Below are 14549 nucleotides of genomic sequence, written 5' to 3'. Positions count from 1 at the left end.
TCACTTCGACGACGACGGGAGTGCCGATGCGCTTCATGCCTGCCACCCAGGGCTTGTACAACCCGCAGTTCGAGCACGACGCCTGTGGCGTGGCGTTCGTGGCCACGTTGGATGGCGTCCCCAGCCGCGAGATTGTCGACCACGGGTTGAAAGTTCTGGCCAACCTCGACCATCGGGGAGCCTCGGGATCCGAACCCGACTCCGGTGACGGGGCGGGCATTCTCGTGCAGATCCCCGATGCCTTCTTCCGGGCCGTGGTGGGCTTCGAACTGCCCGAACAAGGCTCGTACGCTGTCGGTCTGGGATTCTTGCCCGACGATGATGAGGCAGCACAGAAGGCTGTCGACACCATCGAGCGGATCGTCGGCGAGGAAGAGCTCGACGTCCTCGGCTGGCGTGACGTGCCGACGACGCCGGGGCTGGTGGGCGCCACGGCGCGCTCGACCATGCCGCGTTTCCGCCAGCTCTTCGTCGGCGGCACCGGTGGCGGGGTCACCGGCATGGATCTGGAGCGTCGCGCGTTCGCGGTGCGCAAGCGCGCCGAGCACGAGGCGGACGTCTACTTCCCGAGCCTGTCGGCGCGCACCCTCGTGTACAAGGGCATGCTGACCACGGGACAGCTGGAACCCTTCTTCCCGGATCTCTCCGACCGGCGCTTCGCGTCCGCGATGGCCGTCGTCCACTCGCGGTTCTCCACCAACACGTTCCCCAGCTGGCCGCTGGCGCATCCGTACCGGTACGTCGCGCACAACGGCGAGATCAACACCGTGCAGGGCAACCGCAACTGGATGCGGGCGCGCGAGTCGCTGCTGTCCAGTGGCCTCATCCCGGGTGATCTCAGCAGGCTGTACCCGATCGTCGATCCCACGGGTTCGGACTCCGCCAGCTTCGACGAAGTTCTTGAACTGTTGCACTTGGGCGGGCGCAGCCTGCCGCACGCTGTGCGGATGATGATCCCGGAAGCGTGGGAAAACCACGCCAATCTCCCCGCCGAGCGCCGGGAGTTCTTCGAGTTCCACAGCACGGTCATGGAGCCGTGGGACGGCCCGGCGTGCGTGGTGTTCACCGACGGCAACCAGCTCGGCGCGGTGCTCGACCGCAACGGGCTGCGTCCCGGGCGCTGGTGGGTCACCGACGACGGCCTCGTGGTGCTCGCGTCCGAGTCGGGCGTCCTCGACGTCGAGCCGTCGAAGGTGGTGCGCAAGGGCCGGCTGGAGCCGGGCCGCATGTTCCTCGCGGACCTGAGCGAACACCGTCTGGTCAACGACGACGAAGTGATGAGCGAGCTGGCGCAGGCCAAGCCGTACGGCGAGTGGCTGCATGCCGGGCTCATGCACCTCGACGACCTTCCCGAGCGCGAGCACGTCGTGCACACCCACGCCAGCGTCACGCGCCGGCAGCAGACCTTCGGCTACACGGAGGAAGAGCTGCGCGTGCTGCTCACGCCGATGGCGAAGGCGGGCGCGGAACCCATCGGGTCGATGGGGACCGACACGCCGATCGCGACGCTGTCCGAGCGTCCGCGCATGCTCTTCGACTACTTCACGCAACTGTTCGCCCAGGTCACCAATCCGCCGCTGGATGCGATCCGCGAGGAGCTGGTGACGTCGCTGGCCGGCACCATCGGCCCGGAAGGCAACCTGCTCGAGCCCGGCCCGGCGTCGTGTCGCCAGTTGGTGCTGCCGTACCCGGTCATCGACAACGACGATCTGGCGAAGATCATCCACATCAACCAGGACGGCAACCTTCCGGGCTATGCCACGCACGTCGTGCGGGGTCTGTACGACGTCGCCGGGGGCGGCGCCGCGCTGTCGCGCCGGTTGGACGAGATCTGCACCGAGGTGTCGAAGGCGATCGACACCGGTGCCCGGATCATCGTCCTGTCCGATCGGCACTCCGATGCCACCCGGGCGCCCATCCCGTCGCTGCTGCTGACCAGCGCCGTGCACCATCACCTGGTGCGGGAGAAGACGCGCACCCTGGTCGGGCTCGTCGTCGAGGCGGGAGACGTCCGCGAGGTGCACCACGTCGCGCTTCTCATCGGCTACGGCGCCTCGGCCGTCAACCCGTACTTGGCGATGGAGAGTGTCGAGGATCTCGCCCGCCGGGGAACGCTGCTTCCCGGCGTCGAGCCGGAGAAGGCCGTGGCGAACCTCATCAAGGCGCTCGGCAAGGGCGTGCTCAAGGTCATGAGCAAGATGGGGGTCTCGACGGTCGCGTCCTACACGGGCGCGCAGATCTTCGAGGCGATCGGGCTGTCGCGAGAGCTCGTCGACCGGTACTTCACCGGCACCACCTCGCGGCTGGGCGGCGTCGGCGTCGACGTCCTCGCCGAGGAGGTCCGGCGGCGGCACGTGCGTGCCTACCCGCCGGGCGGCACGGCGCCCGCACACCGCACGCTCGAGGTCGGCGGCGAGTACCAGTGGCGCCGCGAGGGCGAATATCACCTGTTCGACCCCGAGACGGTGTTCCGCTTGCAGCACTCCACGCGAAGCGGCCGGTACGACGTGTTCAAGCAGTACACCCGCCGGGTCAACGAGCAGTCGGAACGCCTGATGACGCTGCGCGGGATGTTCGGCTTTAAAGAGGGCGCGCGCCCGCCGGTGCCCATCGAGGAGGTCGAACCGGTCGAGTCGATCGTGAAGCGGTTCTCCACAGGCGCGATGTCGTACGGCTCGATCAGCCAGGAGGCGCACGAGACGTTGGCGATCGCCATGAACCGGCTCGGCGGCAAGTCCAACACCGGTGAGGGCGGTGAGGACGAGGATCGCCTGCACGATCCCGAACGGCGCAGCGCCGTCAAGCAGGTGGCCAGCGGCCGTTTCGGTGTCACTTCGGACTATCTCACCAACGCCGACGATCTGCAGATCAAGATGGCGCAGGGTGCGAAACCCGGCGAAGGTGGACAGTTGCCCGGGGGCAAGGTCTGGCCATGGATCGCCAAGACCCGCCATTCGACGCCTGGCGTGGGCCTCATCTCGCCACCCCCGCACCACGACATCTACTCGATCGAGGATCTGGCACAGCTGATCCACGATCTGAAGAACTCGAACCCGTCGGCGCGGGTGCACGTCAAGCTCGTCGCCGAAGTGGGCGTCGGGACGGTCGCCGCTGGCGTGTCCAAGGCGCACGCCGATGTCGTGCTCATCTCCGGGCACGATGGCGGTACCGGTGCCTCGCCGCAGACCAGCCTGAAGCACGCCGGTGCCCCGTGGGAGCTCGGGCTGGCCGAGACACAGCAGACGCTGCTGCTCAACGGCCTGCGTGACCGCATCGTCGTGCAGACCGACGGCCAGCTCAAGACCGGCCGCGACGTCGTGATCGCCGCGCTGCTCGGAGCGGAGGAGTACGGCTTCTCCACCGCACCGCTGGTGGCGTCCGGGTGCGTGATGATGCGCGTGTGCCACCTCGACACCTGCCCGGTCGGGATCGCCACGCAGAATCCGGAGCTGCGCACGAAGTACACCGGCCACGCGGACTTCGTCGTCAACTTCTTCGAATACGTGGCCGAGGAGGTCCGCGAGTACCTGGCCGAGCTGGGCTTCCGCAGCCTGGACGAGGCGATCGGGCACGCGGACATGCTGGACACCACGGTCGCGGTGGATCACTGGAAGGCGTCCGGCCTGGATCTCACGCCGCTGCTGTACGTGCCCGAGCTCGCCGAAGGCACGCCACGCCACAAGGTGGTCGAGCAGGACCACGGCTTGCAGAAGGCGCTCGACAACCAGCTCATCACGCTGGCCACGGACGCCCTGGAGCACGGGGAGCCGGTTCGCGCGCAGTTGCCGATCCGCAATGTCAACCGCACGGTCGGCACCATGCTCGGCCACGAGATCACCAAGCGCTTCGCTGGCGACGGTCTCCCGGACGACACGATCGACATCACGCTCGTCGGCTCCGCCGGGCAATCGTTCGGCGCGTTCGTGCCGCGGGGCGTCACCCTGCGCCTGGAAGGTGATGCCAACGATTACCTGGCCAAGGGCCTCTCCGGTGGGCGGATCATCGTCCGGCCCGACCGCGAGGCGGCGTTCGCCCCGGAAGAGAATGTCATCACCGGCAACGTCAGCGCCTACGGCGCGACCGGCGGCGAGCTGTTCGTCCGGGGCGTGGCCGGCGAGCGGTTCTGCGTGCGCAACTCCGGGGTGACCGCCGTGGTCGAAGGTGTCGGCGATCACGCCTGCGAGTACATGACCGGGGGAGTCGCGGTGGTCCTCGGCCGCACCGGCCGCAACATCGCCGCGGGCATGTCGGGTGGCACCGCGTACGTGCTCGATCTCGACCCTGCCCTGGTGAACCCGGAGATGGTGGAGCTGCAAGAGCCATCGACGGAGGAGCTCGACCAGCTGTACGAGATCATCACCAAACATCGGGACGAGACCGGCTCGACGGTGGCGGATGCGCTGCTTGCCGACTGGGAGCGGTCCGCCTCCCGGTTCACCACGATCATGCCCCGTGATTTCAAGCGAGTGCTCGCCGCCAAGGCCGCCGCCGAGCGCGAGGGACGCGACGTCAACGAGGCGATCATGGAGGCAGCGCATGGGTGAGGCGCCCGGTGGGTGGAGGCCCTCCTCGCCCGCTTCGGGCTCCTTCGTCACCCTACGCACGCCCGACCACGCCCTGAAGGCCCTCCACCCACCGGGCCCTCTCGTGCTCGTCCGATGGGAGAGACCTCGACAGTGGCGTGTGGCGCCGACCAGGAATATGGAGGCAGCGCATGGCTGACCCACGTGGGTTCATGACGACTGGCCGGGAGGGTGCGAAGCCCCGGCCGGTTTCCGAGCGGGTGCAGGACTGGAACGAGATCTATCCGAAACCCGGAATCGGCAAAACATTGTTGCCGATCATCACCGAGCAGGCCGGTCGGTGCATGGACTGCGGCATTCCGTTCTGTCACGACGGCTGCCCTCTGGGAAACCTCATTCCCGAGTGGAACGATCTCGTGTGGCGGGACGACTGGCACGAGGCGTCGGAACGGCTGCACGCCACGAACAACTTCCCGGAGTTCACCGGCCGGCTCTGCCCGGCACCGTGCGAGGCGGCCTGCGTCGTGGCCATCTCCGACGACCCGGTCACCATCAAGAACGTCGAAGTGGCGATCATCGACCGGGCGTTCGAGGAAGGGTGGGTCGCGCCCCAGCCTCCAGAGCGGCTCACGGACCACACAGTCGCCGTTATCGGATCCGGTCCCGCCGGTCTCGCGGCGGCGCAGCAGCTGACCCGCGCCGGGCACACCGTCGCGGTGTACGAGCGTGACGATAGCGTCGGCGGCCTGCTGCGTTACGGCATTCCCGAGTTCAAGATGGAAAAACGCCATATCGAGCGCCGGCTCGACCAGATGCGCGCCGAAGGCACCATCTTCCGTACCGGCATCGAGGTCGGTGAGACCCTGACCGGTCAGGAACTCAAGCGCCGCTACGACGCCGTGGTCCTGGCTGTCGGCGCCACGCAGGCCCGTGACCTGCCGATCCCGGGACGCGAGCTGGACGGGATCCATCAGGCCATGGAGTACCTGCCGCAGGCGAACCGGACGGCCCTCGGGGAGCACGTTCCGGACCAGATCACCGCCGAGGGCAAGCACGTGGTCATCATCGGTGGTGGCGACACCGGAGCTGACTGCCTGGGCACGGCACACCGCCAGGGAGCGGCGTCGGTGACGCAGCTGGAGATCATGCCCGAACCCCCGGAGCAGCGTCCCGAGTCCACCCCCTGGCCGACATGGCCGCTGATCCTGCGCACGTCGAGCGCTCACGAAGAGGGCGGGGAGCGTCTCTTCTCCGTTTCCACGCAGGAGTTCCTCGGCGACGACGACGGCCGGGTTCGGGCGTTGAAGCTTGTCGAGGTGCAGCGCACGGCGTCGGGTTTCGAGCCCGTCGAGGGGAGCGAGCGCGAGCTCCCGGCCGACCTTGTGCTACTGTCCATGGGGTTCACCGGGCCCGAGCAATCGCCGCTGCTGGATCAGCTCGCTGTTGATCGCGACGAGCGCACGAACATCGTTCGGGACCGCACCTACGAGACGAACGTGCCCGGCGTGTTCGTCGCCGGTGACGCCGGTCGTGGGCAGTCCCTGATCGTGTGGGCGATCGCCGAGGGGCGCGCGTGCGCGGCCGAGGTTGACCGTTGGCTGACCGGTGCGAAGCGGTTGCCGGCACCGGTGGAGCCGGCCGATCGTCCGCTGACCGTCTAGGGGACGATCGGGCTCGCGCGGGTGGTGCCGGACCGGGAACCTGCACCGGAGACGGTGTTGATGTCGCCTGGCGGTACCGGGGAACGCTCCGGTGTCGATAACGGAAACTTTACGCTGCGCGGGGCCATCGGGCTCGTCGGCACGAGGAGAAGAGGTCTAGAGTTGATAGACGTGCGTAGAGCGAAGATAGTCTGCACCCTCGGGCCGGCGACCGACTCCGACGAGCGCTTACACGAGCTGGTCGAGGCGGGCATGGATGTGGCGCGGTTCAACCTGAGCCACGGCAGCCACACCGAACACGAGGAGCGCTACGCCCGGGTCCGCAAGGCCGCGGCCGAGGCCGGGCGCAACGTCGGCGTACTCGTGGACCTGCAGGGACCCAAGATCCGGCTCGGTACGTTCGCCGAGGGATCGGTATTGCTTCACCAGGGTGATCAGTTCACGATCACGACGGACGACATCGCCGGAGACGACGAGCGCAGCTCCACGACGTACTCCGGCCTTCCAGGTGACGTGCAGCCCGGCGACACGGTGCTGGTCGACGACGGCCGGATCTCCCTCGAGGTGCAAGAGGTCACCGGCAACGACGTCGTGACCCGGGTGGTTCTTGGTGGCCGGGTCTCCAACCACAAGGGTCTCAACCTGCCCGGGACCGCGGTCAGCGTGCCGGCGCTGTCCGACAAGGACACGGACGATCTGCGGTGGGGCCTGCGTACCGGAGCCGACATGATCGCGCTGTCGTTCGTGCGCTCGGCAGACGACGTGGATGTCGTGCACCAGATCATGGACGACGAGGGCATCCGGCGGCCCGTGATCGCCAAGATCGAGAAACCGCAGGCGGTCGAGAACCTGAGGGAGATCGTCGACGCCTTTGACGGCGTCATGGTGGCCCGCGGTGATCTGGGTGTCGAGCTGCCGCTGTGGGACGTGCCTCTCGTGCAAAAGCAGGCCATCGAGATGTGCCGGCAGCAGGCCAAGCCGGTGATCGTCGCCACCCAGATGCTGGACTCGATGATCAGCAACCCCCGGCCGACCCGGGCCGAGACCTCCGACGTCGCGAACGCGGTGCTCGACGGCGCCGACGCGGTGATGCTGTCCGGTGAGACGAGCGTCGGCAGCTACCCGATCGAGACGGTTCGCACGATGAGCAAGATCGTGTCGACCGTCGAGGAACATGGCCACGAACGGATTCCACCGCTGGGAACGCTGCCACGGACCAAGGGTGGCGTGATCACCCGCGCGGCGGTCGAGGCCGCCGAGTTGCTGGACGCTCGATACATCGTGGCGTTCACGCAGACGGGAGACTCCGCTCGCCGGATGGTCCGGTTGCGGCCGCCGGTGCCCTTGCTCGGATTCAGCCCGCTGGAGTCGACCCGGCACCAGCTTGCCCTCTCGTGGGGGATCGAGGCCTATACCGCCGAGCACGTCGACCACACGGACGAGATGGTCAAGCAAGTGGACCGTGTCCTGCTGGAGCAGGGGCGATGCGATAAGGGCGATCTCGTGGTGATCGTCGCCGGTTCGCCTCCCGGCATCCCCGGTTCCACGAACGCCATGCGCGTGCACCGTATCGGTGACGCGGTGGGCCAGGTCGCCCCCGCATACCGGTGACCACTCCTCACGGCCAGCTCGTGGGCGAGGTCGTCTCCGCATAGCGATGATCGCCTCACGGCCAGCACGTGGGCCGGGTCGCCCCGCATGCCGGTGCGCCCCCTCTCACGGCCAGCTCGGGATCGCACCACACGCGTTCCTGGCAGCTGGCCGATCCGGCATGCGTCGTCGTCCCGCTATGTGCTGTCGAGTCCCGGAACCGGCATGCGTGGTCCGCTGGTGCACGCCGAATCCCCGCGCCATGCACGCTGAATCCCCACATCCGGGTTCCGGAAAGCGCTTGCTTGGGTGTACTCAACGTGCATGGCTAGCGAGGGCGAGGGGCATGACTGGGCGAGCCGCAGTGGTCGCTGCGCCCGGTGCATAGTGAGGTCGACCTCTAACGGCGTAGGGCTTCGGCCGAGGTCTCTTCAGGCCGGAGGGGTTGACGGAGCTCGGCCGGTGCCTGCCGAGGCGGCAGAGGTCGGGGCTCCCGCTTCGGTGCCCGCATCGCCGGTGTCCGTGCCGCTGGCGCCCGCCTCGCCGGTACCGCCAGGGTCCGCTGCGGCATCCTCCTGCTGGAGGAGCGTATCCCAGGCGAGCATGGCCGAGTCGACGATCGATTCCAGGGTCGTTCGGGAGACCCCGTCGCGTGCTTCGATCGCCATTCCGTGCAGTACGGTGCCGTAGAAGGCGGCCATCGCGCCGACATCCGTGCCGGCGGGCAGCTCACCTTCGCGAACGCCACGGGCCAGCCGCCGTTCGATAGCGGCGACGGTCTTCCTGCGTTGCTCGGCGACGAAGTCGTGTACCTCGCTGCTCTTCGTGCTGTAGTTGGTCGCGGAGAGTACGAACATGCAGCCACTCGGGCGGCCCGGCTGGGCGTAGAGCGTGGCGTTCCCACGCAGGATCGCTTCCACGGCGCGGCGCGCCGTCGGTTCCTCGGCGAGCGCCCGATCGGTCATCGAGCCGGCCGTGCGGGCATAGAGATCCAGTGCCTCGCGGAAGAGTGCCGCTTTGCCGTGGAAGGCGGAATACAGGCTCGGAGTATTGATGCCCATGGCGCGTGTGAGGTCGCTGATGGCCACTCCTTCGTAGCCGTGCTCCCAGAAGAGCTCCATCGCTTGCCGCAGGGCAGCATCCCGGTCGAACGACCGCGGTCGGCCACGGTCTGCCATAGCTAGCTTCCTCCCGGCCCATGGTGCGGATTTTGACTCCGGCTGTGCCTCCTGATACTAATTTATTTATCGATCGTTACAAAATAGGAGGACGGAAATGCCGGATCTGACGGGCAAGGTGGCTGTGGTCACAGGGGGCAGCCGGGGGATCGGTGCGGCCATCGCAAGCAGGCTGGCCGAGGACGGCGCGGACGTCGTCGTCACCTACCGCAGCAGAGCCGACGAAGCGGCGACGGTCGTCGAGAAGATCGAATCCGGAGGTCGGCGGGCGCTCGCGCTCGCGGCTGACAGTGCCGACCCCCAGGCCGTGACCTGGGTCATCGACGAGACGGTGCGCCAGCTTGGCCGGCTGGACATTCTCGTTGCCAACGCCGGGGTGTTCCCCATGGGACCACTTGAGGAGGTCACACTCGACGAGGTCGACAGCACCCTGGCTGTCCACGTGCGCGGTGTCTTCCTGGCTGCGCAGGCTGCGGCGGCGCATATGGGCGACGGGGGCCGCATCATCAGTATCGGGAGTTGCCTGGCCGAACGCGTGCCGGTCGCGGGCATCACGCTGTATTCGATGAGCAAGTCCGCCTTGACCGGGTTGACCAAGGGACTGGCCCGGGACCTCGGACCGCGAGGTATCACGGCCAATGTCGTCCATCCCGGCCCGACGGACACGGACATGAACCCGGCCGACTCCGACGAGGCCGCGGACGAGCGCGCCCTGACGGCGCTGGGCCGGTACGGGACACCCGCCGACGTCGCCGGCATGGTGTCGTACCTCGCCGGCGGCGACGGTGCGTGGGTGACCGGTGCCTCGTTCGCCGTCGACGGTGGGTACGGGGCATAGGTGGGTACGTCTCGTGCCGATCGGGATTTATCGCGACCTTCGGTAGCGCCCCACGGCAAGGGGAAAGAATACGAGGATGAGCACGAGCGGCCAGAGAACGGCCAGCAGTGTCGCGTGTTCGGCCGCCCAGGACTCGCCGGTGAGTCCCGGGTTGCCGAAGAGTTCCCGCGTCGCGGTGACGGTGGCGGACATGGGGGTGAACTCGGCCACGGTGCCGAGCCAGGAGGGCATGAGAGCTGGCGCCACGAACGCGTTGGAGACCATGGCGAACGGCAAGACGAGCGGCGAGATCGCCGATACTCCCTCGGCGGTGCGCAGAATCAGGCCAAGATAGATGCCGACCCAGATGAGCGCGAGCCGTAGCAGCAGCAACAGGCCGAGCCCTCCTAGTGTGGCGGCGACAGTACCGTGCGAACGCCAACCGACGAGCGCGCCGCAGCCGATGAGAACGAGGAGATCGGCGCCTGCGCGAACCATGTCGGACGTGCTGCGGCCGATCATGACCGCGGACGACGAGATGGGCATCGCCCGGAACCGATCTGTCACGCCGCGTTCCGTGTCGGTCACCACGGCTCCCGTGGTGATGACCAGCCCAAAGATCATCGTCATCGCGAACAGCCCGGGCATGAGGAATTCCCGGTACTCGCCTCCTCCGGGAACGGGGATCGCATTGCCGAAGACGTATCCGAAGAGCAGCACTGTGATCAACGGAAACACCAGGCTGCCGAATAGCTCTTCGGGAGAGCGGATCCAGTAGACGAGGTTGCGACGGGTCATGAGCCAGCTGTCGGCGAGTGTCGCTCGCAGCCTCGTGGTCGCCGTCGCCGGGATCGTGGGCCACACGTGTGTGGTTGTCATGCAATCAGCTCCGAGAGTCTGGGATGTTCCGGGTGAAGTGGGCAAACACGTCGTCAAGGGTGGGGCGGCGCAGGGAGACGTCGTGCACGGCGACGCCGTCGTCGTCGAGCGTGCGCGCTACCTGCGCGAGCGTGCCCACGCGGTCGTTCGCGGTGACAGTCACCCTCCTGGCAGTGGGTGTGACCTGCGGTATGGTTCCAGTGGATCGGGTGAGCAGCTCACTTACGTATGCGATATCGGCTTCGTCAACGATCACGTCGACCCGGTCTCCGCCGATAGCGGACTTGAGATCGTCCGGGGTGCCGCGAGCGATCACCCTTCCGTGATCGACCACGGTCAAGGCGTCGGCGAGTTGGTCGGCCTCGTCCAGGTAATGCGTGGTCAGCACCACCGTTGTCCCCTCCGCCACGAGCGCGCGCATCGCGTTCCACACTTCCTGCCGGTGCCCCGGATCCATGCCGGTGGTGGGTTCGTCGAGAAAGAGCACGGGTGGTGCCATGACGAAGCTGATAGCCAGGTCGAGTCGGCGCCGCATGCCGCCCGAATAGTCTCGTGGTGGCCGGTCAGCGGCTTCGACCAGGTCGAAGCGTTCGAGAAGCTCGGCGGCCCGGTTCCGGGCGGCGGTGCGGCTGAAGCGGTAAAAACGGGCGAACAGCTCGAGATTCTCTCTGCCGGTCAACCGGTCTTCGACGGCCGGCAGCTGGCCCGTGAGGCCGATGCGATAGCGCACCTGAACCGGGTGTGTGACGACGTCGAGTCCGGCCACCTTGGCCCTGCCCGAGTCGGGCTGCAGCAATGTGGACAGGATGCGTACCGCGGTGGTCTTCCCGGCTCCGTTGGGTCCCAGTAGGCCGCACACGGTGCCATAGGGCACCGTCAGGTCGAATGCATCGAGAGCCAGGGTGTCGCCGTAGCGCTTGACCAGTGCCGTGACGTCAATGGCGGGGGTGGCGTTGGTATGGCGATCGGATGTCTCGGTGGTGAGCAGGTTCATGAAATATGTCCTCGCACTCTTATACTCGAAAGTATATACGCAAAAGTATAGTAAGTCGGGGAAACGGGCAAGCGGCCGATCCGTCGAGCCTCCGCACCGAATGTGTGGCCACTACACTCGTGCGAACGGCGCAGGCGGCACAGTGGGGAGCGATGGGTTCGAACGACCACGAGGAGTCCGGGGCGGCGGGTAGCGAGATCGATCGAGCGGCCCGCGCGGACGGCAGGTCGACGGCCCGTCGGCGACTGCGCAAGGAGGAACGCCGGGAGCAAATCCTGCGGGCCGCGACGCGGGCGTTCGCGCGTTCAGGCGGGTTTGCACATACGGGGCTAGAAGACGTCGCGGCTGCGGCCGGCGTCACCCGCATGATTCTCTACCGGCACTTCGACTCGAAGACCGAGCTGTATCACTGCGTGATCGATCGAGCGGTGACGCGCTTGCACGAGGCGACGACGACGGCAGGTGCGCTCGGTGAGGGCAGCGTGCCCGGCATGATCGAGTGGGCACGCGCCGAACCCGACGCGTTCCGCCTGATTTTCCGGCATGCCGCCAGTGACCCGGAATCCAGCACCGAGATCGAGGAGTTACGAGCGGGGATGGTCGCGACTCTGCGGCCATACCTCGCCGAGGATGTCACCGACGAGCGCTGGGCTGGCTGGGCGGCACGGGTCGCTACCTCCATCGTGATTGAGTCGATCATGGCGTGGCTGGATGCGGGTGAGCCGGATCCTGATGTGGCGGGCGCACGGATATTGACGGTGGTGGACGGCGTGTACCGGGCAATCGACTCCGCGTGAGCACGCAATGTGGCGTACATGGAACCTCGCCGGCAATGCGGTCGTTGTGGGGATGGCCGGCGTCGTCGGCTCGCGACCTCGTGCGGAGATCGATCTCTGGGAGAACAGGTGACACCTGAGACGACCGACGTGCGCCGACATGCGCACCGGCGAAGAAGCCCGCGACGGAGTCCGTTCGCGGTGTTCGTGGGTTTCATTGGTGAACTGTTACTCACGGCCGGCGTGATCGTGCTCCTGTTCGTGGTCTATCTCCTGTGGGGAACCGGCCTGCAGACGGCCTCGGCGCAGGACGACTTGCGGGAGCAGCTCGACTTCGACCAGGAGCAGTCCGACGGCGATTCGTCGTCGAGCCTGCAAGACCTGGAGCTCGGTGACGCGTACGGCATCATCCGGATTCCACGTTTCGGTGACGATTGGGAGTGGGTCATCGTCGAGGGGGTCGAGGATGACGACCTGCGCAACGGTCCCGGTCACTACCCGGACTCCGCAGATCCGGGCGAGCTGGGCAACTTCGGGGTCGCCGCGCACCGGGCCGGACATGGTGAACCCTTCGCGGACTTTCCCGAGCTGCATGTCGGAGACATCGTCGAAGTGGAGACGGCAGAAGGTGTCTTCACCTACCGGCTTGACGACGCCCCGGACGGCGATTCCGACGGCAACAAGATCAATATCAGTGACACCTGGGTGGTAGACCCGGTGCCCGGAGAGCCGAGCAGTACCGAACCCGACGAGGCACGCGTGACATTGACCACGTGCTGGCCGAGACTCGGCTCCTCGCATCGCATGTATGCGACGGGAACCCTGATCGACGTGGAGGAGCGCTAGATGTATGCCTTCGTGTGGCGGCAGCTGCCCGGGCCGTGGCCGGCGAAGCTGATTCTGTCCCTGGTGCTGTTCGCTGTCATCGTGTATGCCCTGTTCATGTGGATCTTTCCCTGGGCCGAGGAAACCCTGGGCATCACCCAGGTCACCGTCGACTGAGCTCGATTCGTGTCGGACAACCGGACCTGGGTCTCGATCCTGCCGGGCGCGTTCCCGTTAGCTGGGATCGGTGCCTGCTCGTCCTCCGATGGTGATAAAGATCTCAGCCGTATCACGGCGATGGTGCAGGCGCAGCAGCCGGAGGTCTCGTAGCATCGTCGGTCGGTCGGCTGGCAAGTCGACCGACCGACCGACTGCACGAAGTCTATGGAGGATGAAGCAAGACTCATGCGTAAAACGAGGATGTGTGTGGCGATACTCGCCGGCCTGGTGCTCGCGGCCTGTGGTGGCGACGACGGTGAGGACGCCGAGGACGCCACCGGCGACAACGGTGCCGAAAGCGAGACGGAGAACGGCATGGCGGACGACGACGCTGCGGACAGCGACGACACCGCTGATGAGCCCGATGACGGTGCAGGTGCCGGATCGGACGTTGACCTTTCCGAGGTTCTGCTCACTGCGGATGATCTTCCTGACGAAGCCGAGGTCGGACCTCAGTCGGCTGTGGACATGACAATGGTGACGAGCATGGAACGGCTGGTCGAGGTCCAGAGCGAGGAGGCGTCCGTCGAGCCATCCGAGTGCGAGAACGCGTCGAGCAGTCCGCTGGCTCGCGACGACGTGGAGTCGGCCGGGGTGGTCGCGGAGGTCGAAGAAGAGGAACTCGTGTGGAAGGAACTCCGCGGCGCCGTGTATGCGAACGCCACGGCCGATGACGTCGATCAGGTCGCGGAGTTCATCGAGCAGTGTGGCGAGTACACGCTCAACCTGCCGGAAGGCGGTGAAGCAACGGCCGGTTCCGCCGAGGTCACGATGGTAGTGTCCGAGACCGATGCTCCTGAGGTGGATGCCGAGGAGGTCATCGCCTTCGAGAAGGCCGAGGAGGGCGAGATCGGCCAGTCCTTGGAGATCGTCTTCATGATTGATCAAGGTTACGGCGTGGTGCTGGCCGCCGACTCGGACTCGACCGCCTTCGACATGGACGAGCTCTCGCAGAAGGCGTTGGAGCGCTTGCGCTCCGCGCTGGCCTGAGCACGCCGCCCCTTCCCGCTGATCATGAACACAAGCGGGTCTTCGGATCTCAGCGGGGAGGCCATCCTTCGGGGTGGCCTTCTTTGTGTGTGCGTGG

At 66.9% G+C, this 14549-nt stretch carries 11 protein-coding genes; 8 read left to right on the top strand and 3 right to left on the bottom strand.

The window, feature by feature from the left end; all coding sequences use genetic code 11:
- Positions 1-26: 26 nt before the first annotated feature.
- The 3 genes from gltB (at position 27) to pyk (ending at position 7795) form a co-directional block, all read left to right on the top strand.
- Complete coding sequence (gene gltB / locus DPM12_RS06685) at positions 27-4544, top strand: glutamate synthase large subunit (protein ID WP_112257539.1); 4518 nt, start codon at positions 27-29, stop codon at positions 4542-4544.
- Between the two features lie 170 nt (positions 4545-4714).
- The gene (locus DPM12_RS06680; protein WP_112257538.1) at positions 4715-6184 is read left to right on the top strand and encodes a glutamate synthase subunit beta; all 1470 of its coding nucleotides are present in this window, start codon (positions 4715-4717) and stop codon (positions 6182-6184) included.
- A gap of 171 nt (positions 6185-6355) precedes the next feature.
- Positions 6356-7795 carry a pyruvate kinase gene (gene pyk / locus DPM12_RS06675; protein ID WP_170313672.1) on the top strand — a complete coding sequence of 480 codons (1440 nt, stop codon included), beginning with the start codon at positions 6356-6358 and terminating at the stop codon, positions 7793-7795.
- A 410-nt stretch (positions 7796-8205) separates the two neighbouring features.
- Here the strand turns inward: pyk and DPM12_RS06670 are convergent, their stop codons facing one another.
- Positions 8206-8952, bottom strand: a complete 747-nt coding sequence (locus tag DPM12_RS06670; protein WP_112257537.1) for a TetR/AcrR family transcriptional regulator — start codon at positions 8950-8952, stop codon at positions 8206-8208.
- Between the two features lie 97 nt (positions 8953-9049).
- On the opposite strand from DPM12_RS06670, the gene DPM12_RS06665 reads away from it, so the two are divergent.
- Positions 9050-9790 carry an SDR family NAD(P)-dependent oxidoreductase gene (locus DPM12_RS06665; RefSeq protein WP_112257536.1) on the top strand — a complete coding sequence of 247 codons (741 nt, stop codon included), beginning with the start codon at positions 9050-9052 and terminating at the stop codon, positions 9788-9790.
- Positions 9791-9817: 27 nt separating this feature from the next.
- Here the strand turns inward: DPM12_RS06665 and DPM12_RS06660 are convergent, their stop codons facing one another.
- Both DPM12_RS06660 and DPM12_RS06655 read right to left on the bottom strand, forming a co-directional pair.
- Positions 9818-10648, bottom strand: a complete 831-nt coding sequence (locus DPM12_RS06660; protein ID WP_112257535.1) for an ABC transporter permease — start codon at positions 10646-10648, stop codon at positions 9818-9820.
- 4 nt (positions 10649-10652) lie between these two features.
- Positions 10653-11642, bottom strand: a complete 990-nt coding sequence (locus DPM12_RS06655) for an ATP-binding cassette domain-containing protein (RefSeq protein ID WP_112257534.1) — start codon at positions 11640-11642, stop codon at positions 10653-10655.
- A 152-nt stretch (positions 11643-11794) separates the two neighbouring features.
- Between DPM12_RS06655 and DPM12_RS06650 the strand changes: the two genes are divergently transcribed.
- From DPM12_RS06650 to DPM12_RS06640, 4 genes are all read left to right on the top strand, one after another.
- Positions 11795-12439, top strand: a complete 645-nt coding sequence (locus tag DPM12_RS06650; protein ID WP_112257704.1) for a TetR/AcrR family transcriptional regulator — start codon at positions 11795-11797, stop codon at positions 12437-12439.
- 108 nt (positions 12440-12547) lie between these two features.
- Positions 12548-13264 (top strand): class E sortase, encoded by a 717-nt coding sequence (locus DPM12_RS06645; protein WP_158542793.1) that lies wholly within the window; start codon positions 12548-12550, stop codon positions 13262-13264.
- Entirely contained in the window at positions 13265-13420 is a 156-nt protein-coding gene (locus tag DPM12_RS23400; protein WP_164465280.1) for a hypothetical protein, read from the top strand.
- A 249-nt stretch (positions 13421-13669) separates the two neighbouring features.
- Positions 13670-14452 carry a hypothetical protein gene (locus DPM12_RS06640; RefSeq protein WP_112257532.1) on the top strand — a complete coding sequence of 261 codons (783 nt, stop codon included), beginning with the start codon at positions 13670-13672 and terminating at the stop codon, positions 14450-14452.
- The last annotated feature ends 97 nt before the right edge of the window (positions 14453-14549 follow it).

The sequence above is a fragment of the Phytoactinopolyspora halophila genome (assembly GCF_003287285.1).
Classification (GTDB): Bacteria; Actinomycetota; Actinomycetes; order Jiangellales; family Jiangellaceae; genus Phytoactinopolyspora_A; species Phytoactinopolyspora_A halophila.
This window is presented reverse-complemented; position numbering and strand designations above follow the sequence as displayed.